Source organism: Paenibacillus sp. GCM10012306, assembly GCF_042649265.1.
GTDB lineage: Bacteria > Bacillota > Bacilli > Paenibacillales > Paenibacillaceae > Paenibacillus_AQ.
Genome location: NZ_JBHRYW010000014.1, coordinates 125,155 through 143,635, shown reverse-complemented (window position 1 = coordinate 143,635; position 18,481 = coordinate 125,155). Strand labels below are relative to the sequence as shown.

Sequence of the window (18,481 nt, the reverse complement as noted above, 5' to 3'; positions counted from 1 at the left end):
GTTCCACGCGTACCCATCCCGAACACGACCGTTAAGCCCTCCAGCGCCGATGGTACTTGGACCGAAGGGTCCTGGGAGAGTAGGACGCCGCCAAGCATTATTCCCTGATAGCTCAGTTGGTAGAGCACTCGACTGTTAATCGAGTTGTCACAGGTTCGAGTCCTGTTCGGGGAGCCATGCTCTCATAGCTCAGTAGGTAGAGTGCTTCCATGGTAAGGAAGAGGTCACCGGTTCGAATCCGGTTGAGAGCTCCACAAATTTAAGGCCCGTTGGTCAAGGGGTTAAGACACCTCCCTTTCACGGAGGTAACAGGGGTTCGAATCCCCTACGGGTCACCAATTTTACTTATCGTTACCCATCAAGGGTCACTATACATATGGAGGCTTAGCTCAGCTGGGAGAGCATCTGCCTTACAAGCAGAGGGTCGGGGGTTCGATCCCCTCAGCCTCCACCATTATCATCTTCAGTATTGAAGAGATATTGGATAATATATAGGTATCCATTAATGGGGATTAGCCAAGCGGTAAGGCAACGGACTTTGACTCCGTCATGCATAGGTTCGAATCCTATATCCCCAGCCATTTCACTCTAAACAAGTGAAGTTAAGCTTTGGTGATGAATCCGATTATTTATCGGGGACACCTAACTTATGAGCCATTAGCTCAGTTGGTAGAGCACCTGACTTTTAATCAGGGTGTCGAAGGTTCGAGTCCTTCATGGCTCACTTTTATTAGTACTTTGCGCGTGTGGCGGAATGGCAGACGCACCAGACTTAGGATCTGGCGTTTAACGACGTGGGGGTTCAAGTCCCTTCACGCGCACCACTTATTTGCGGACGTGGCTCAGCGGTAGAGCATCGCCTTGCCAAGGCGAGGGTCGCGGGTTCGATTCCCGTCGTCCGCTCCATAATTTTGCGCCCTTAGCTCAGCTGGATAGAGCGTTTGACTACGAATCAAAAGGTCGGGAGTTCGAATCTCTCAGGGCGCGCCATTTTATATTATCGGGATGTAGCTCAGCTTGGTAGAGCACCTGGTTTGGGACCAGGGGGTCGCATGTTCAAATCGTGTCATCCCGATTTTAAATTTTTGCGGGTGTAGTTCAATGGTAGAACTTCAGCCTTCCAAGCTGATAGCGTGGGTTCGATTCCCATCACCCGCTCCATAATCTTATACTTTCGGGATGTAGCTCAGCTTGGTAGAGCACCTGGTTTGGGACCAGGGGGTCGCATGTTCAAATCGTGTCATCCCGATACTTATTATGAATTAACTCTTACTCTGGTAAGAGTTTTTTTGTTATATAACCTGTTCCAATCAAGAGAGATATCCAAAGACACTATACTTTTTAGAAGCAAAGAGAATCATAAAGAAGTCTAAATAAATCTAAACAAATCTAAAAAATCTAATAGGTCTAGAGAATAGGTCTAGAGAGTAGCTTAATTCTAGGATGAGGCTCAATTTAAATCATCTGATTGATAGTATAAATCGGCAGTATAAATTGATAGAACAAACCTGTGCAATTACATTCTAATTAATCCTGTAAAAAAAGTCGTACCTCTGGTGGGATACCTAGTCTCAGGTAGTAGCCTTGATGTGATTCATCCTGTTCTGGCTCAGAGTTGGCAGTCAGCAGCTGAATTGCAAAGGCATTTGCTTGCCGCTCCAGCTTACCAGGGGCGAAGTAAGAGTTCTCTTCCAGGAAAAAACGGTTAATACCTTTGTGAAGCCGGTCATGCCCCAGTTCATGCGCACAAACGAATCGCTGCCATTCTACAGGCAGTTCATTATGAATGACGATAAATCTTCTTCTTAATTTTCGATAATATAATCCCTTCGTACCTGTCCCCAGATTCATAAAACGAATGTGAATGCCAAGTGCTCTGGAAATTTCAAAGGGGCAGTTGGTTTTATATTTTTTAATCAGATTATTAATCAATTCATCCATTGTCTTCACCTGCAGTACGTTTAGTGTATTTGTTGTTGTATCCTAGGGAAGTCTCGAACACTTAATCCTGTTTAGGCTTTTTGCGCTTATTCATTTGTTTGGCCTCCCAGAACAACCCGGTGAGCACGTCTTTAATCCTCTGCTTGTCCTCCTTATCCAGTGGAATACCATCGAACATCAATTCACCGTCATCCTCCAGCATTTTGCGGAAGTCACGCTTGTCCTTACTTGTAGCCCACTCAGGAACGATCTCGGCTTCAGCAGCACCTTGATCTTGTATATATCCTGCCTGTTCCATCAGTTCCTCATAAGAACACCCTGTAGCTTCAGCGATCTTGCGTAAGGTTGCCGGCTTGGGGATTCCTCTCAGACCATTCTCGATCCGTGAGATTTGTGAACCACTGATACCTGCTGCGGATGCCAACTGATTGATGGTTAGTCCTCTTTGTTCGCGAAGCTCTTTTAAAAAACGGCCAAATGCTTGTTCCATCACTACCCACTCCTTCTGCACTGTTAGCTGCTGTAAATAATATAAGCCATTTTTGCCAAGAGGTAAATAACAAAGACTGTTTTATTGCCAAAAGGCAAGAAAAGTGATGGAAAATAGCTATTAACCGGCGCATACAGCCTTAAATCGGGTTTTACGGAATTGGAAGAGAGGTGGTATATTATTGAAAAAGGCGAACAAAATACGAACAAGTAGAATTTTACCACAAATCTTGGAGAAATACTGCAAATATAATACAAAGGAGTGTATGCTGTGCTGAACCTATCTTCTTTACCTGAACTGGACCGTCGCCGGACACAGATCACTATAGAAAGCATGCTGGAGAAATATCGTATTTTCAAAACAGTTACTTTTGAGGCCAAGGAGGCAAGTATCACTTATTCCTATACAGAACGATTTCATGGTCCTACGAATGTCACTACAGATCAGACGGTAGCGCTCGCCACACATAATGTGGATGTGCCCGCAGCTCGTAGAGCTTATTGTGCCGCGATTGACACGGTGGTGGACAGGCTGGACACAAGAGAACAACAACTGGTGCGAGAACGGTATATGAGAAGAGATGAGACATACGATTACACGATATACAATCATGTGTTTGATCCGCCGGTTAGCAAGGACACTTACGTGAAGATACGTTCCAAAGCTTTTTATAAAATGGCGCTGGCTTTAACCGACCTTGGGCTGTTGTCACTGGACTCTCTTTTAAAAGCTACGTCAAAGTCGCAGAAGCTAGAAAGAGGCAGCACCTCCTTAGAGAGTATCAGCCACTTTTAAAGATCCATGGAACTGATCGGGGCCTCGAATTATTGAAACTATTAGAACTTTAAGCTGTATCATCCGCAATGTGGGTGATGCAGCTTTTTTTTATGATAAGGGACAGGCTTAATACTATCTATGCATTAAAATAGAACGGGTGTTCCCTACTAAAAACCGCTCTATTCCATCCTTAAGCTCTGCTGAAGTTCGCCGTATCACCGTCTCTGTGCACGAAATAAGGGGGTATGATTATAACATGGCAAACGAAGCAAAAGGACACCTCAGGAGCATGAATGCTCCACTACACATCAGGCCACAAAGGCTGAAAAACTAAGAGCGCGGTGAAAAGTTCCTTGGCTCAGCTGCCATGTTCTTAAACGGATAGCGGACCTGATATCAGGTCCGCTATCCGTTTTTGTTTATTTAGGAACGGGAGGGATGAAAGAGATGGGGCTTTTTCAACAATTATAGGATTCACACAACATCACAGAAGGGAGCGGGCGGATGGAACAAGGAGATCTTGCGCAACTGGAGAAGCTGCTGCCATTAGCAGATAAGTATGGCCTTGCTTATATTGTGGCGTTCATCTTGATGATCGTGGTCATGGTTCTGCTGCGGGCGATTGTTAAAGGGAATCTAGTGCCTCGGGAACTGCTGGATCGAGCTGAAGAGGACAGGGACCGATTGCAGGCGATTTTGGACAAGGAACGCTCTGAATTCATGCAGCCAACACTGGATGTTCTCAAAAAATTGAAGATTGACCATACGGAAGACAGGGGGAGTTAGGGATGCTGTCACAATGGATTCAGCGGCTGCTTCTCCCCCGGCATGCACATAAAGAGATGGAGCTTCGCAGGGCCTCAACCAGCGTTACACTGACCATAAGCCACTATAAGAACGTCTCTCAGGAAATTCAGGAGGAGATCCACCGCAACCGGTTCGCCAAATATTTAGTTTATGATCGAGGGGATCATCATGAACATGATTGATATCGTACTACTGGTGCTGTATAGCGTTGCTATCGCCTGCGCATGGTACATCATTCATTGCCACAGGGAATATTTTTACGAACGATTTCAAAAAGGTGTAGTTAGCGTGTTCATGCTGGCGATGCTTTTGTTTCTGTTGGCATACACGTTCAAAATGCTGGTTGTCCTGTTGGTACGGATGGCAGTGCTACTCGGAGCGGATGTAACCCAACTCGTTGGCTGGCTGCAATATGTCTGGGTCTTTGCTCAACTAGGAATGACAGCGGGACTGCTGGCTCTAGCTGTATTGACCCGTTCGGGAACTTATGACCAATTTTTTCATATTAAAAAGCCGTACAGAAAGGAAGAACAACATTATGCTGATACTGACTCAGGTGAAAAGTAAATCAGCATCTCGGCTCTCCGGTTTGCATCATGTTATCCTTACCGCTTCTACAATATTGTTTGAGCGTTGTTTTGCACGTGGCATCCCTATTGTTATCACACATGGGCGCGTACAATTGCCGAACAGGATGCGCTGTATACACAAGATCGTACCAAGCCGGGGTCCATTGTCACTAATCACTTCGCAACAAGAGCCGAAGGAGCAGACTATGGAAGAAAAAAAATTAGCCACAGTAAAAGTTAATGGTGTTAAAATTGCTGAGGGTCTTTTGGATAAGGGAGTGACTTATGTGCCGGTGAGAGTGCTTGTTGAATCACTGGGTGCGAAGGTCACGGGCTACGATGCACTGACCAAGACGGTGGAAATTACATGCAGTCGTTAAAAAAATGAGCAATACACAAAGGACTGATACAGGAATCGCAGATTCCGTTGTATCAGCCTTTTACATAGAAGTGGATTCAATTAGAAGTGCAGTTGGTCTCCAGGTAAAAGAGCATGCAATCCGGCAGCGCCCTTCTCTTGGAGCAGGGTGATCGCCTGCCGATTATGATGATCGGGTGCATGAACGAGTACATTCTGATGGCTGGGAATGCTGTGCAGCATGTCTAGGATATCCGGCAGGCCCTGATGGACTTTGTAGCGGATTAAGGAAATGGCAGGCCCGTCAGCAGGAGGGGACGTCACCAGTCCCTGTGCAAAGCTGCCAGCCGGTAGATGCCCAGTGAAGATAACCTGACTGCTGCGGCTGGTCGATAACTGATCGTAATACCAGCGGGCTGTGGAAGAGATTAGCATGCCATCCTCTGTAAATATGATAGCTCCAGTTCCATTTGATTGAGCCATAGCCTGCCTACGCTGGTCCGAATCTGAGACGATGTGCAGCTTGTCACTGTTCAGCAGTGCTTGAATACGCGAGGCTGCTGTCTCTCTGAGCCAGAAGGAGCTTTGTTCAAGTTCACGTAGAGGTGTGAGCAGTCTTTCTTCTGCGATTAGTGTTGTATCCGGGAACTGTTCCGCGACCCAGACGAGCAGCTCCTGACCCCGTCCATAGAGCGGAACGGGTAGCAGTACGGTCCCATCTATCTCCAGTGTGCTGCGGATTGCGGACGCCAATTGTAGCAGCTTGTCACTCTGGGTCTCGGGATCAACGCCGTAGGCAGCATCGATGATAGCGAGATCTATAGAACATTGGGACATCTTTTCAACGGTTAGGGTCATTGCACCTGCTTCTCCTAAGGTCTCTTCGTCTATCTCTACATTTATTCCTACATTTGTCTTTTTAGTTATCTCTTCAGTTGCCGTTTTCGGTGTCGCTTTAACTATTTCTTCCGACTTCTCCCCGACTGTCTTCTCAGCCGAGTTCTCCTCGCTCTTTTGCACGGCAGCAGGGAACAAACCCAACCCCGGTTCATCCACCCCCAGCAACTGGGATTCCCCAGTGAAATCGCCAGAGAAGAAGATGATTTTACCGTCCCACTCCAGAGCTACCCAGATCGATCCGGTCATGTGACCGCTGCGGCCCCACATCACACGAAGATTTGGAGTCAGACTAAGCCATGTTAAAGGGGCAGTATGTTCCTCCAGGTAGGCATACTCAATCGCTGCACAATCTGCCTCTTCAAAAGGAAGGGGAGTTGGTCCTGCAGTCACGTAGTTACGCCAAGCCGTAAAATAATCCGGCAGCTGAAGCGCCGTCTCCCGGGTCGTCCATACCTTTCCTTTATATCCGTATTTATAGAGCAGAGGCAGCGCAGCCGAGTGATCCTCGTGGGCATGGGAGAGGAATACAGCCTGCAGCTCCGGTATCTTCTCTACTTCCAGCAATGGATATTCACTGCCGGCTTCTTTTTTGACTCCGCAGTCTAGCAGAATGCCGGCTTGATCGTTCCTGATAAGATAAGAGGAGCGCCCATGCTCCCCGGCGCCCCCCCATATAGTTAGTGTAGTCATCGTTGTCTCCGCTTTCTGTCAGGGTTTAGATATTCGATCGCCAGCAGCAAGGCGGTGGTGATGCCGACAGACACGACGGCCATAGCCATGCCGAGCGCGACAGCACCCTGCTCAAACTGGGCGAAAATATAAGTTGCCGATGTCTGCATAGAAGGGGGCAGAATGAGTAATGAGGCGACCAATTCCCGATTGGAAATGGTGAAGGTCATCATCCAGCCTGCGGCCATGCCGGGCAGGATCAGCGGCAGCAGGATACGCCTAAAGACATATATCCGGCTGCCGCCGAACACTTGGCCCGCCTGCATCAGGGCGGGGTCCAACTGCCCGTAGCTTGATTTTACATATTGCACGGTATAAGGAAGAAACAAGACTACATAAGTCAGTACGACCATGCCGTACGTATTGTAAAGCGGAATAGGCATCCAGCGAGCGTTCCAGAACAGAATTAGGCCCACGACTAGTACAATACCTGGCACGGTATTCGGCAGTAAACTGAAAAGGTCGGTGAGCTTCTGCCTCCATGACGTGGCTTTGCCAATGGTTAGTCCAAACCAGGTGCCTAGAATTACTGCAATACAAGAAGCAGCCACGGCCAGGCCTAAGCTATTGATTAGCGCGTGCATTCCCGGAGAACCGGGGGACAGCAGCTCCCGATAATGATTCAGCGTCAAATTCCCCCAAGACAAGCCTTCTCCCCGCAGTTTGAGCAGCGAAGCGGTAATAATGGAGAAATAAGGCACCCCAATCGAAGCAATTAACAGGAATACTAGATACCCCCAACTGGCCAGACCTGCAAGTCCCCCTGAGGTTTTGCTTTTGCTTTTGCTACGCATTCCTTTGCCGCCAACCAGACGGTAGGAGTAACGACTGCTAATCAAGGTCTGGATATACCACATGACCAAACATACCCCCAGCAATACTGAAGCTAATGAGGTAGCTTTACCGAAATCAATCGGCCAACTGGCGATGTATCTGTGAATTTCGGAGGTGAGAACATAGAAACCGATTTTGCGGCCAAAGGTTGCTGGTGTTCCGAATTCAGCAATCGTTTTGACAAAGATCAGCAGCGCGCCCAGCCCATAACTGGATAATAACAAGGGGAGGATTACTTTTCTGCTCTTATAAGCAAAAGATGCGCCATGAACCGCAGCGGCCTCTTCCAGACTGCCGCCAATCTGCAGCAGCGAATTACGCAGCAGAAGATAGAGAAAAGGGAATAAATGCAGACTCATTATCAGAACCATGCCCCAGTAGGAGAAAAAATAGGGAGTAACCGCCGCTGAAGCGGGCAGCAACTGCTCCATATAACCCCCGGATTGCATAAACAGCATCCAGCCCATAGAACCGATATAGGGCGGTGTCATGAAAGGAATCAACAGAACGACATCCAGCCAGCGATGACGCCCGATAGACGTTTTCGCCATAATCCAGGCTAGTGGAAGGGCGAAGACGGTAGTCAGGGCAATAACACTAACTCCCAGACCTAGCGAGTTTAATAGAACTTCTATCAATCCGCTGTTGTTCATAATGGTCTTTAAGGGAGCAGCAATATCAAGCCTGCCGCCTGGATAAATACTTGTCCAGAAAATGAGGAGCAGCGGCAGCAGCACCAGGATCGCCAATATCCCCAGTGCCAGACTGCCCCCTCTCCATTGAAAGGGACGTACAGAAGACTTCTTCATAATGCTTATTTGAACAGATCCGTAAAGGTAGTGGAGACCTCATCGCCGTGGTCGTTCATCCAGTCCCATTTCACATCATAGGTCTTGATTTCTTCCAGGTTGGCGCGTCCCTCAGCTTTAACATCTGTGCGGCCTGGCAGAAGGTATGCCTTGGAGACCATGGCTTGGGCCTCATCAGAAAGCAGGTAATCGATAAAAGCTTTGGCGTTGTCTACATTTGGGCTTGTTTTGATAATTGCAGCCGGACGTGGGCTGATGACCGTTCCTTCCGCAGGATAGACGATATCGATCGGCTCACCGGCAGCCTTTGCCTTGTAAGCCATGTAATCCACACCTGCAGCGACTACGGACTTCGCACCTGTAATTACTGGATCAAGCGCTTCCTGGTTAGCGCCAGCCATCGCTACTCCGTTAGCTTTGTATTGCTTGAAGAGGTCCCAGCCGGATTCTCCTTGGGCACTAAGATACCCAGTCATGAAATCAAGCGCCGAGCCAGACAGCGATGGATCGGGGATGTTAACCTGTCCTTTCCACTCTGGCTTGCCGAGATCCGACCAGGAAGTTGGAGGAGTAGTTACTTTCTTCGTATTGTAAACAATGCCAAGTGCGGAGGCGCTATAGCTGAAATAGCTACCGTCTGGATCAGACCAGTCGCTCACCAGCTTGTCCGAGTTAACGGCTTCTTTATATGGAAGCAGCAAATCGTCTTTTTTCATTCCTTGCATCGAAGGAAGGGAGGCCAGAACCACGACATCTACGACCGGATTTGATTTTTCCGCTTCCATGCGGGCAAGGATTTTACCGGTGGTGCCTTGGAACATCTCAACCTTTACTCCAGTCTTTGCTTCAAAACCTTCCTTGATCTTGTTCGCCAGGCCTTCAGGGCCTGCGCTATATACGACGAGGCTACCGCTAAGGCTTGTCCCAGCAGGAGAGGCGGTTGGATCCGCAGTTGTGCTCCCGGTCGCTCCATTATTGTTGGCCGCATCTGTTGTCGATGGAGTGTTGGCGTTGCCGCAGCCTGCAAGGCTTAGTCCCAAAACTGTGGTGAGAAGAAGACTACTGATCCGTTTCTGATTGACCCATTTTTTCATTGATAATACCTCCATATAATAGTTTGGTGTTCATTGCAAAAGTTATCTTCCGGATGAATTCAGCTTGTGAATTTGCCCCGGAGAAGCATACAGACATACGTTATCGCCGACGCGCAGCCGCTGTTCATGATAGGCAATCCATTGCCCCATCTCTTGCATATCCAGGATCATTTCGTAACGATCGCCCATATAGCTGACGTGCCTGATGGTTCCATGAAAGGACAGATTGGCATCGTCCTCCTTGGACCAGCGGAGCTGTTCTGGACGAAGCATTTGCTGATCCGGGATGACCCAGTTAGATTTACCAATGAATCGTGCGACAAAAGGATGCCCTGGCGTCCGGTAGATTTCCTCAGGTGATCCGCTCTGGAGAATATGGCCGCCTTGCATGACCACGACTTCGTCTGACATCGACATGGCCTCGGATTGGTCATGAGTTACATATAAGGCCGTAATCCCAATGTTCTTGACTAGCGAGATTAGTTCGACTCGCATTTCATCACGAAGTATGGCGTCCAAAGCGCTCAGCGGCTCATCGAAGAGGACAAGTCGTGGGCGTGTAACGACTGCTCTGGCAAAGGCTACCCGCTGCTGCTGTCCGCCTGATAATTGGTGAGGATATCGCTCCTCCAGCCCGTCCAGCCTGACTGTCCGTAGCGCCTCCAGCACCCTTCCACGCAAATCCTGTTTCTGCTTTGCTGCTCGCAGTCCAAAGGCAACATTCTCGAAGACGCTCAGATGCGGCCAGAGCGCAAAGTCTTGAAAGACCATCCCGAAGTTTCTGCGGTGAACCGGCTGATTGACTCTCCGGGAAGCTGAATAAATGGGCTCGCCATCCGCCAATATCTCTCCTGCATCTGGTGTCTCAAGACCTGCGAGCAGACGGAGCAACGTGGTTTTGCCACAGCCGGACGGTCCGAGCAATGTCGTGAAGCTTCCTGCCTTGATGTGTAGAGTTGCCGGCTTCAGGGCTTGAACATCTCCGAAGCTTTTGGCAAGATTGCGAATGATCAACTCGTTCATTTCTTTCTCCCTGTCATAAATATTTAATTTTTACTTTTTGATCAATTGTCTTGGTATGTACTTAGTGTAAAGAAGAAGGTTTCCCGGTATGTTTGCACAGTGTAACGTCGTTATTAACTTTTTCATGCAATTCCCTTAACACTCATAGAATTTTTCTATGCTAGGATGGATCTAGCCGTATGAGGGAGAGGATAAGAGTGAACCTGAATTTAATTAAATTGCAAATTGTAGAGCTATTGGACAAGCATAAGAAAATCACACCTGTAGCCGAAGCGCTTGGGCTGAAGCAGCCAACCGTTACCTATCATTTGAAGAATTTGGAGGAGCAGTTGGGTGAGAAGCTGTTTGAATCGAGGATGGACAAAATGATCCTGACGCAAAGTGGGCGGGCCTTCCTCCATTATGCTGTCAAAATCAATGCGCTGGCCGCAGAAGCTGGGCGGGTGGTGAAGGAGTTCGGGAACGCGGGGCGTGGTACGCTAAAAATCGGCGCAAGCTATGTACCAGCCACTTATCTGCTGCCGGAAATTCTGGGTGGGTTCAACGAGCATTACCCCAAAACGACAATTTCTTTGACAGTAAAGCCCTCCCTCGCTATCAAGGAGATGCTGCTGAGCCATGAGATTGACCTCGGCATACTCTCCACCGAGCGTTTTGAACAGCCAGGCCTTATCAGTAGCTCTTTATGCGAAGATGAACTGGTGCTTGTCTTTTCACCCGACCATCCTCTGGCTTCCCGAAGCGTGCTGCAGCCGGCAGAGATTGCATCTGCAAGCTTTATTCTTCACGACATGGAGTCGAGCACACGGCAACTGACCAATAAATGGTTCCAGCAGGGAGGTTTCGAACCACGGGCTTCGCTGCTGTTGGATTCACTGGAAGCCATCAAACAATCCCTGCTGGGTGGAAAACATGTGTCTTTTATCTCCAGAATGGCAGTAGAGGATGAGGTGGCCAGGGGAAGGCTAGTGATGCGAAGTATTCCCAATTATCACTTCCAGCGGCATATTTTCTGCTCCTATCACCGGGACCGATTTTTCTCTCCACTTATGGGAATATTTATAGATCTTCTGCAGTCAAAAGAGCAGAGTGGAATACGCAATTGACGATATCCCGTATAATATGTAGAAATACATTATGATGAAATGACTGTATTAATGGAGAAATTCGTGTATAATCAAAATTACTGTATCGCTTTACCGCGTAATAAAGTTGAAGATTTCCGGGCGGTTTTATTGTATGATATGAGGAAAGCTTTAAAGAGACAATGCTAAAGACATTGATCCGTGAGAGGATGGAGGGAGCAGCATGACCGAACTTACGACTACCGTTAGCAAAAGCAACTCAAACAATCTGCTGCGGCGGGACGTACGGTTCCTGGGGAACATTTTGGGCGAGGTCTTGGTTCACCAAGGCGGCAACGAACTTTTGGAAATCGTGGAGAAGATCCGCGAGACCAGTAAGTCTTTGCGCTCATTGTTTTTACCTGAACTGCACAGTGAATTTAAGGAGTTAATTAATTCTCTGGACTCGGAGAATCGTCATCAGGTTATAAGAGCATTTGCCATTTATTTTCAATTGGTGAATATTGCCGAACAGAACCATCGGATTCGCCGCAAACGTGATTATGAGCGGTCAGCCGGGGAAACTGTACAACCTGGTTCTATAGAAAGTGCGATTCAAGGACTTCGGGAACGTGATTTTTCGCATGAAGAGGTCCGGGAAATTATACAAGGCCTGTCTCTGGAGCTGGTCATTACAGCCCACCCGACGGAAGCGATGCGCCGGGCCATTCTCGATATTCATAAACGGATAGCCGACGATGTTATGTACCTTGATAATCCTACCTTAACCTTCCGGGAGCGGGAACAGCTTCGTGAGAAACTGTTGAATGAAGTCATCACGCTGTGGCAAACGGATGAATTACGTGATCGTAAGCCTACAGTATTGGATGAAGTTCGTAACGGAATGTACTATTTCCATGAGACCATTTTCCACGTCTTGCCGGATGTATATGAAGAACTTGAACGATGTCTAAGTAAATATTATCCGGGTCAGAACTGGCATGTGCCTACGTATCTGCGTTTTGGCTCCTGGATCGGTGGCGACCGTGATGGTAACCCGTCGGTGAAGGCCGCTGTGACTCTACAGACACTGCAAATGCAGCGCAAGCTGGCTATCCGGGAATACCAACGGATTATGCGGGAACTGATGAAGTATCTTAGCTTCAGTACCAGTATTGTGACCGTTACACAAGAGCTGCTGGATTCCATCGAGGAGGACCGGGAGATCATCAGTTTGACTCGTGGCGATGCTTGGCGCAATGACAACGAGCCTTACCGTATCAAGCTGAGCTATATGATCTCTAAGACACAGAATGTGCTCGATGATGAGAAAAAAGGCACACCTGAACGTTATACCTCGCCTGAGGCGTTCATTCACGACCTAAAAATCATCGACCGCAGTCTGCGGCATCACTATGCCGATTATGTGGCCGATACCTATATTAAGAAACTAATCCGCCAAGTAGAATTGTTCGGATTCCATACGGCTACACTGGATGTTCGCCAGCACAGTCAAGAGCATGAGAATGCGATGACTGAGATTCTGGAGAAAATGAACATCACACCGGATTACTCCAAACTCGCAGAAGAAGAGAAAATTGTGCTTCTCGAGAGCTTGTTGAACGATCCGCGTCCGTTGACCTCTCCATACCAGCATTATAGTGAGAACACGGAAGAATGTCTGGAAGTCTATCGGACCATCTTCAAAGCACAGGATGAATACGGCAAGAATTGTATCACCAGCTATCTCATTAGTATGTCACAGGCAGCAAGTGATATTCTTGAGGTTATGGTCTTCGCCAAGGAAGTAGGCTTGTTCCGCAAAGACAACGACGGAACGGTCGTATGTACCCTGCAGGCTGTACCACTCTTCGAGACCATTGATGATCTGCATGAAGCGCCACAAATCATGGAGACGCTATTCAATCTGCCTGTATACCGTCAAGCGGTACTGGCGATGAATGATATGCAGGAAATTATGCTGGGTTATTCGGACAGTAACAAAGATGGCGGTGTGGTTACTGCTAACTGGGAACTGCGGGTTGCCTTGAATGAAATCACAGCTACGGCCGATAAATTCGGTATCAAGCTGAAATTCTTCCACGGCCGCGGGGGTGCGCTTGGTCGCGGAGGAATGCCGCTGAACCGTAGTATCTTGGCTCAACCGGCTTCTACGATCGGCGGTGGCATCAAGATTACGGAGCAGGGTGAAGTTATCTCTTCACGTTACTCGATGAAGGGGATTGCTTACCGTAGTTTGGAGCAAGCCACTTCGGCGCTGGTAACGGCTGCAGTTAATGCCAGATTGCCGCAAACCGATCTGGACGAGTCCAAGTGGGAAGAGATTGTGAAGCAAATCTCGGAAGTCTCCCTGAACAAATATCAGGATCTGATCTTCCGTGATCCAGACTTCCTGTCATTCTTCAAAGAGTCGACTCCACTGCCTGAGGTGGGCGAGCTTAATATTGGTTCTCGTCCTTCCAAGCGGAAGAACAGTGACAGATTTGAAGATCTGCGGGCCATCCCTTGGGTGTTTGCCTGGACGCAGAGCAGATATCTGCTTCCAGCCTGGTACGCTGCCGGAACAGGTCTGCAAAGCTTCTATGACGGCAAAGAGGAGAATCTTAACATCTTGAGAACGATGTATGAGAAGTTCTCGTTCTTCACAACACTGATCGATACGCTGCAAATGGCCATCGCCAAGGCGGATCTCGTTATTGCGAAGGAATATGCCGGCATGGGTAAGAATGAAGAGGCGCGTCAGCGCATCTTTGGTCAGATTGATGCGGAATTCAAGCTGACCTCGGAGCTGATCCTGAAAATCACAGGTCAGCAGGATATTCTGGACAACGTTCCGGTTATTCAGGAATCCATCCGGTTGCGGAATCCGTATGTCGATCCGCTTAGCTATCTGCAGGTACAGTTGTTGTCCGAGCTTAGAGAGCTGCGCGATCAGGATGGGGATGACGCTGATCTGCTGCGTGAGGTGCTACTCACTATCAATGGCGTCGCTGCTGGTCTTCGGAACACCGGCTGATGAATTAACACGTTATATTTCTCGTTTACAATGGATACCAAGCCGTTCGCCCTTTGCCTGGGCGAACGGCTTTTTTTGTTTTCAATCCTTGATTTTTACACAAACTTGAATTACGATTTAAATGCTTGTACCGTGGATATTCAGTAGTTTTGAATGCCAAGGGCGGCAAGTCTGGGGGAGTTGACAGGTGGAGAATTTGGAAGGCAGATTGACAAAGCTCGCCCTGAAGGGCGACCAAAGGGCATTTGCCGAGCTTGTGGAACTATATAAAGACAAAATTTATCATTTGGCGTACCGGATGCTGAACAACCGCCATGAGGCGGAGGATATTGTTCAGGAGACGTTTTTGCGTGTCTACAGAAATCTCGATCGGTATGATGACAAACAGAAATTCTCGACATGGATCTACCGGATCGGCACGAACCTCTGCATAGATCGGCTGCGCAAGCGCAAACCGACCTATTCGCTGGATGCGGAGATGAATGATCAGGATGGCATTGATGGCTATTCCATGATTCCGAGCGACAATGTAACACCGGAGACAGAGCTACTGCTCTCCGAGACACAGAGAACCATCTACGAGGCGATTGACAGCCTGCCTGTGAAGTACAGATCTGTGATGATCCTGAGATATCTACAGGATCTGTCACTTCAGGAGATCAGCGATGTACTGGATATGCCAGTGACCACGATCAAGACCCGTGTGCACCGCGGACGTGAATTTTTACGTAAAAAATTAGGCTCCAAAATGTAAAAATTACCTATGAAATTATGAAACATCTTCAGACCAGGGACGTATGTATGATGAGCAAGTCTTATGCGCCCGACCCTGTCTTGGAATAATTAAATAGCACTCACGAAAGGATTGGCTCCTATGGAATGCAAACTGGCCGTCTCTATGATGCATGATTACCTGGATGACGACTTGCCCGAACAGCAGCAGAGGGAATTGAAGGAGCATCTTCTATCCTGCCCGGAATGCCGTGCGAAGTTCAATGAATTGGAACAGACCGATATGTTGATGTTTTCCCTAATGCACCAAAGTCCTGTCGCGTCGGAGGATCTTGTAGGCCGGATAATGAATTCTTTACCGAAGTCCAAGAAGGAGAAGCGGTTTATTACCTGGATCAAGAGACATCCCGCCCTTACGGCGGCATCGATCTTTATTTTGGTGATGTTGATGAGCTCTGTTTCTTTTTGGAATCAGGATAGACAACTGGTGGTTCGGGGGACTAACCTGGATCAGGTTGTTATCAAGGGAGATACAGTCATTGTACCTTCCGGCAAAATCATTACCGGAGATCTTACGGTGGAGAACGGCAAAACTCAGGTGTACGGGGAAGTTAACGGCAATGTAACGGTTATCGACGGCTCTCTGTATCAGGCTTCAACGGCCCATATTTCCGGTCAAGTCAAAAGCATAGACCAAGCGGTAGGCTGGATCTGGTATAAAGTGACGAACATGTTCTCTGAAGTTGCTTACCGTTAAGCAGTGGCCCCTTGCAGGCATATCCTTTGCGCCTCTTTTTCCGGAAAGATGGCGCTTTTTTGTTGCCTTTTTGGCGCATCCTAAATTTGTGAGGGGGGGCTAAACTTGCAACCTGGGCGTGAACGTTATAACCTAGATATATTATGGCACTGTTTAGCCATTTACATAAATAAACCCAGCTAATTCGAATTGACGGGGGTTTGCGATAATGAGCTATTTCATGGACCTTACCTGGAAAGAGTCCTTTAAAGATATTATAGATGTTCTGATCGTCAGCTATATCATCTACAAAGTGCTGAATATGGTTCGGGGTACACGGGCGGTTCAGTTGTTAAAAGGGATTCTGGTGCTTGTGCTCATCTGGGCATTCGCCACGATCCTTGATTTGTATACGCTGAAGTGGCTGATGAATCAGATTTATACGTTTGGGGTCTTTGCCATCTTCATAATTTTCCAGCCGGAGCTGAGGCGTGGTCTCGAGCAGCTCGGGCGAGGGAAGTTTTTCGGACGTGGTGCGGAGAACGATGAGGAAGTCAGCAAGCTGGTCGGCGAAGTTATTAAAGCTGTGAATTATTTATCCCATCGAAAAATAGGGGCATTAATCGTATTCGAACGAGCCACTGGGCTTAACGAATACACGGAATCGGGTATCGCTATGCGATCAGTCGTCAGCTCCGAGCTGCTGATCAATATTTTCATCCCCAATACCCCACTCCATGATGGAGCGCTCATTATGCAGGGCAATCAGATAGCGGCAGCGGCCTGTTATTTGCCCTTGTCCGAGAATCCGTTTATCAGCAAGGAGCTAGGTACGCGCCACCGGGCCGCGATCGGGATCAGTGAAGTGGCCGATTCGGTGTCGGTTGTGGTGTCGGAAGAGACGGGACAGATTTCTTTGGCGATTAATGGTCAGATTGTGAGGGATATCAAGGAAGAATCGCTGATTTCCAAGCTGTATCAAGAACTAAGCACGAGTTCTCCGCTTAAGGAGAAGCGTTCTGCTTTCTGGAAACGGAAGGGGGACAAGCGTGATGAATAAATGGATGAATAACAATAACTTCAACAAGATTCTGGCGCTGGCGCTGGGGATTATCCTGTGGGCTATGGTTCATGCCGATACGGCTCCCGTCTCCCAGACAACCACACGTATGGAGTCGAAGACGATTGAGAATGTGAAGATCGAACTCTCTGGCTTTGATGAGGAAAAATATGTGATGGACCCCTTGGATGTCGATAGTGTGAGAATGGAGGTCCGGGGGAAGAAGTCGGATCTGAATTATAAGTTCTCCGATTCTTACAAGGTGAGCGTCGATCTTAGCAAGGTGAAGCCCGGAGATAACAGACTTCCCTTGTCCTATTCGCTTCCCAATGGTGTGACTCTGGAGTCTTTGACGCCGGATGAAGTGAATGTGCACGTAGAGCTGCGTAATACGAAGGCTTTTCCTATTACGCTATTGACCAGAGGAACGCCTGCTCAGGGCTATCAGCTCGGCACACCGGTGATTCAGCCAACAGGGGAAGCAGAGGTCACTCTCGCTGCTAGTGAGCTGAGCAAGGTCGCCAAGGTGCAGGGGACGGTTGAGCTTGACGGTGACAGTGAGACCTTCAAGGAGAAGCGAATGAAGCTGTTCGCCTATGATAGCAACGGGAATGAGATTAAGGATGCGGTAATTAAACCAGCTTACGTCTCAGTCGAAATTCCAATCACCCTTCCGTTCAAAAGCGTACCGCTGGAGATCGGCTATACTGGTCAACTGCCCGAATCATTGGTATTGTCTCAGGTGAAGGCAGATCAGACTACGGTAACTGTATATGGTCAGAAAGAAGCACTGGCAACGTTGACAGCCTACGAGGCGACCGTCAATCTTAGCCAAATTAAATCGGCCGGCACGGAGCAGTTCAAAGTGGAGCTGGTACCACCAGCTGGGATTGATAAAATCGAACCGGGAAAGGTCAATGTGACAGTGACGACCTCCGACAATGCGGAGCGTACCCTTGAAGGGGTACCTATAAAGCTGGAAGGTGCGGCTGACGGACTGAAGGCCACCCTAATTGATCCAGCTGATCAGACCCTTTCTTTAACAGTATCGGGGGCTCCTGATCTGCTGAATCAACTCAATGTGGACAAGATCAGCGTTGTTGCTGACGTCAGTAATTTAGCAGCCGGTGCGCATGAGGTATCACTCCAGGTGTCTCTGCCCAAGTTCATTGCACTTAAGCAATCGCCAGGTCAGCAGCTTAAGGTGACTGTGCAGCTACAGTCCTCCTCGACTCCAGAAGTGTCCACAGAGCCTTCACAGAACTCGAGCACAGGGGGAAGCCCAAGTACGCCTGAGCCAAGCGCAGAACCAGTTATAGGGGAGGGCAAGGACCCAGGAGACCAGCCGACACATAGCGGAGAAACTTCTGGAACGCCGACTCCGACTCCTACAGAACAGCATTCGGAAAATAGTGGTTCAACCAACGGCAATGCTGGTACCGGAAACAATGGAGAGGCTACCGGTACAGGCGGAACCTAATTTTGTGGGAACAAGATGTCTATGCAGGTGTTTCATTATGG

17 protein-coding genes, 12 tRNA genes and 1 rRNA gene are annotated in these 18,481 nt (G+C 48.4%); 24 read left to right on the top strand and 6 right to left on the bottom strand.

Going from position 1 to position 18,481, the window contains the following annotated elements; translation table 11 throughout:
* From rrf to ACFORK_RS25090, 13 genes are all read left to right on the top strand, one after another.
* Positions 1-96, top strand: a 5S ribosomal RNA gene (gene rrf / locus ACFORK_RS25150); the annotation flags it as partial.
* Between the two features lie 5 nt (positions 97-101).
* Positions 102-177, top strand: a tRNA-Asn gene (locus tag ACFORK_RS25145).
* A gap of 1 nt (position 178) precedes the next feature.
* Positions 179-254 (top strand) — tRNA-Thr (locus ACFORK_RS25140).
* Positions 255-263: 9 nt separating this feature from the next.
* Positions 264-338 (top strand) — tRNA-Glu (locus ACFORK_RS25135).
* A 40-nt stretch (positions 339-378) separates the two neighbouring features.
* Positions 379-454, top strand: a tRNA-Val gene (locus tag ACFORK_RS25130).
* Between the two features lie 52 nt (positions 455-506).
* Positions 507-581: transfer RNA gene (locus ACFORK_RS25125), tRNA-Gln, on the top strand.
* Between the two features lie 70 nt (positions 582-651).
* A tRNA-Lys gene (locus ACFORK_RS25120) sits at positions 652-724 on the top strand.
* Between the two features lie 16 nt (positions 725-740).
* Positions 741-824: transfer RNA gene (locus tag ACFORK_RS25115), tRNA-Leu, on the top strand.
* A 7-nt stretch (positions 825-831) separates the two neighbouring features.
* Positions 832-906: transfer RNA gene (locus ACFORK_RS25110), tRNA-Gly, on the top strand.
* A 7-nt stretch (positions 907-913) separates the two neighbouring features.
* Positions 914-990, top strand: a tRNA-Arg gene (locus ACFORK_RS25105).
* 11 nt (positions 991-1,001) lie between these two features.
* Positions 1,002-1,075 (top strand) — tRNA-Pro (locus ACFORK_RS25100).
* Between the two features lie 12 nt (positions 1,076-1,087).
* Positions 1,088-1,161 (top strand) — tRNA-Gly (locus tag ACFORK_RS25095).
* Between the two features lie 14 nt (positions 1,162-1,175).
* A tRNA-Pro gene (locus tag ACFORK_RS25090) sits at positions 1,176-1,249 on the top strand.
* 278 nt (positions 1,250-1,527) lie between these two features.
* Here the strand turns inward: ACFORK_RS25090 and ACFORK_RS25085 are convergent.
* Complete coding sequence (locus ACFORK_RS25085; RefSeq protein ID WP_379204257.1) at positions 1,528-1,941, bottom strand: ImmA/IrrE family metallo-endopeptidase; 414 nt, start codon at positions 1,939-1,941, stop codon at positions 1,528-1,530.
* A 61-nt stretch (positions 1,942-2,002) separates the two neighbouring features.
* Positions 2,003-2,431, bottom strand: coding sequence for a helix-turn-helix domain-containing protein (locus tag ACFORK_RS25080; protein WP_379204255.1), 429 nt, complete (start codon positions 2,429-2,431; stop codon positions 2,003-2,005).
* A 273-nt stretch (positions 2,432-2,704) separates the two neighbouring features.
* On the opposite strand from ACFORK_RS25080, the gene ACFORK_RS25075 reads away from it, so the two are divergent.
* From ACFORK_RS25075 to ACFORK_RS25055, 5 genes are all read left to right on the top strand, one after another.
* The gene (locus tag ACFORK_RS25075) at positions 2,705-3,226 is read left to right on the top strand and encodes an ArpU family phage packaging/lysis transcriptional regulator (protein WP_379204268.1); all 522 of its coding nucleotides are present in this window, start codon (positions 2,705-2,707) and stop codon (positions 3,224-3,226) included.
* Between the two features lie 486 nt (positions 3,227-3,712).
* Positions 3,713-3,994: a hypothetical protein gene (locus tag ACFORK_RS25070; protein ID WP_175371819.1), complete on the top strand. Its 282-nt coding sequence runs from the start codon at positions 3,713-3,715 to the stop codon at positions 3,992-3,994.
* A 2-nt stretch (positions 3,995-3,996) separates the two neighbouring features.
* Positions 3,997-4,197 carry a hypothetical protein gene (locus ACFORK_RS25065; RefSeq protein ID WP_175371818.1) on the top strand — a complete coding sequence of 67 codons (201 nt, stop codon included), beginning with the start codon at positions 3,997-3,999 and terminating at the stop codon, positions 4,195-4,197.
* Entirely contained in the window at positions 4,184-4,582 is a 399-nt protein-coding gene (locus ACFORK_RS25060) for a hypothetical protein (protein WP_379204252.1), read from the top strand. Before ACFORK_RS25065 ends, ACFORK_RS25060 begins: the two co-directional genes overlap by 14 nt.
* Complete coding sequence (locus ACFORK_RS25055) at positions 4,554-4,964, top strand: stalk domain-containing protein (protein ID WP_379204250.1); 411 nt, start codon at positions 4,554-4,556, stop codon at positions 4,962-4,964. The genes ACFORK_RS25060 and ACFORK_RS25055 overlap by 29 nt, the downstream gene beginning before the upstream one ends.
* Before the next feature lie 80 nt (positions 4,965-5,044).
* Here ACFORK_RS25055 and ACFORK_RS25050 read toward each other — a convergent pair whose 3' ends face one another.
* The 4 genes from ACFORK_RS25050 to ACFORK_RS25035 are packed head-to-tail and all read right to left on the bottom strand — an operon-like array spanning position 5,045 to position 10,331.
* Complete coding sequence (locus ACFORK_RS25050; protein WP_379204248.1) at positions 5,045-6,532, bottom strand: MBL fold metallo-hydrolase; 1,488 nt, start codon at positions 6,530-6,532, stop codon at positions 5,045-5,047.
* Complete coding sequence (locus ACFORK_RS25045) at positions 6,529-8,214, bottom strand: ABC transporter permease (RefSeq protein WP_379204246.1); 1,686 nt, start codon at positions 8,212-8,214, stop codon at positions 6,529-6,531. The genes ACFORK_RS25050 and ACFORK_RS25045 overlap by 4 nt, the downstream gene beginning before the upstream one ends.
* A gap of 5 nt (positions 8,215-8,219) precedes the next feature.
* A complete protein-coding gene (locus ACFORK_RS25040; RefSeq protein ID WP_379204244.1) occupies positions 8,220-9,308 on the bottom strand; it encodes an ABC transporter substrate-binding protein in 1,089 nt (362 codons plus the stop codon).
* 42 nt (positions 9,309-9,350) lie between these two features.
* Positions 9,351-10,331 (bottom strand): ABC transporter ATP-binding protein, encoded by a 981-nt coding sequence (locus ACFORK_RS25035; protein WP_379204242.1) that lies wholly within the window; start codon positions 10,329-10,331, stop codon positions 9,351-9,353.
* Positions 10,332-10,528: 197 nt separating this feature from the next.
* On the opposite strand from ACFORK_RS25035, the gene ACFORK_RS25030 reads away from it, so the two are divergent.
* The 6 genes from ACFORK_RS25030 to ACFORK_RS25005 all read left to right on the top strand — a co-directional run bounded on the left by ACFORK_RS25030 (position 10,529) and on the right by ACFORK_RS25005 (position 18,440).
* Entirely contained in the window at positions 10,529-11,437 is a 909-nt protein-coding gene (locus tag ACFORK_RS25030; protein ID WP_379204240.1) for a LysR substrate-binding domain-containing protein, read from the top strand.
* 202 nt (positions 11,438-11,639) lie between these two features.
* Positions 11,640-14,432 (top strand): phosphoenolpyruvate carboxylase, encoded by a 2,793-nt coding sequence (ppc, locus tag ACFORK_RS25025; protein WP_379204238.1) that lies wholly within the window; start codon positions 11,640-11,642, stop codon positions 14,430-14,432.
* 187 nt (positions 14,433-14,619) lie between these two features.
* Complete coding sequence (sigW, locus tag ACFORK_RS25020; RefSeq protein WP_379204236.1) at positions 14,620-15,186, top strand: RNA polymerase sigma factor SigW; 567 nt, start codon at positions 14,620-14,622, stop codon at positions 15,184-15,186.
* A 120-nt stretch (positions 15,187-15,306) separates the two neighbouring features.
* On the top strand, positions 15,307-15,921 hold the full coding sequence (locus tag ACFORK_RS25015; protein ID WP_175371809.1) for a zf-HC2 domain-containing protein: 615 nt from the start codon (positions 15,307-15,309) through the stop codon (positions 15,919-15,921).
* Between the two features lie 208 nt (positions 15,922-16,129).
* Positions 16,130-16,960: a diadenylate cyclase CdaA gene (cdaA, locus tag ACFORK_RS25010; protein WP_379204233.1), complete on the top strand. Its 831-nt coding sequence runs from the start codon at positions 16,130-16,132 to the stop codon at positions 16,958-16,960.
* The gene (locus ACFORK_RS25005) at positions 16,953-18,440 is read left to right on the top strand and encodes a CdaR family protein (RefSeq protein ID WP_379204231.1); all 1,488 of its coding nucleotides are present in this window, start codon (positions 16,953-16,955) and stop codon (positions 18,438-18,440) included. Before cdaA ends, ACFORK_RS25005 begins: the two co-directional genes overlap by 8 nt.
* Positions 18,441-18,481: the final 41 nt, after the last annotated feature.

Coding starts and splice junctions, on each gene's coding strand:
- cdaA (WP_379204233.1), top strand. CDS start 16,130: ATGAGCTATTTCATGGACCTTACCTGGAAAGAGTCCTTTAAAGATATT.
- ACFORK_RS25060 (WP_379204252.1), top strand. CDS start 4,184: ATGAACATGATTGATATCGTACTACTGGTGCTGTATAGCGTTGCTATC.
- ACFORK_RS25050 (WP_379204248.1), bottom strand. CDS start 6,532: ATGACTACACTAACTATATGGGGGGGCGCCGGGGAGCATGGGCGCTCC.
- ACFORK_RS25080 (WP_379204255.1), bottom strand. CDS start 2,431: ATGGAACAAGCATTTGGCCGTTTTTTAAAAGAGCTTCGCGAACAAAGA.
- ACFORK_RS25040 (WP_379204244.1), bottom strand. CDS start 9,308: ATGAAAAAATGGGTCAATCAGAAACGGATCAGTAGTCTTCTTCTCACC.
- ACFORK_RS25015 (WP_175371809.1), top strand. CDS start 15,307: ATGGAATGCAAACTGGCCGTCTCTATGATGCATGATTACCTGGATGAC.
- ACFORK_RS25045 (WP_379204246.1), bottom strand. CDS start 8,214: ATGAAGAAGTCTTCTGTACGTCCCTTTCAATGGAGAGGGGGCAGTCTG.
- ACFORK_RS25070 (WP_175371819.1), top strand. CDS start 3,713: ATGGAACAAGGAGATCTTGCGCAACTGGAGAAGCTGCTGCCATTAGCA.
- ACFORK_RS25035 (WP_379204242.1), bottom strand. CDS start 10,331: ATGAACGAGTTGATCATTCGCAATCTTGCCAAAAGCTTCGGAGATGTT.
- ACFORK_RS25055 (WP_379204250.1), top strand. CDS start 4,554: ATGCTGATACTGACTCAGGTGAAAAGTAAATCAGCATCTCGGCTCTCC.
- ACFORK_RS25065 (WP_175371818.1), top strand. CDS start 3,997: ATGCTGTCACAATGGATTCAGCGGCTGCTTCTCCCCCGGCATGCACAT.
- ACFORK_RS25005 (WP_379204231.1), top strand. CDS start 16,953: ATGAATAAATGGATGAATAACAATAACTTCAACAAGATTCTGGCGCTG.
- ppc (WP_379204238.1), top strand. CDS start 11,640: ATGACCGAACTTACGACTACCGTTAGCAAAAGCAACTCAAACAATCTG.
- ACFORK_RS25085 (WP_379204257.1), bottom strand. CDS start 1,941: ATGGATGAATTGATTAATAATCTGATTAAAAAATATAAAACCAACTGC.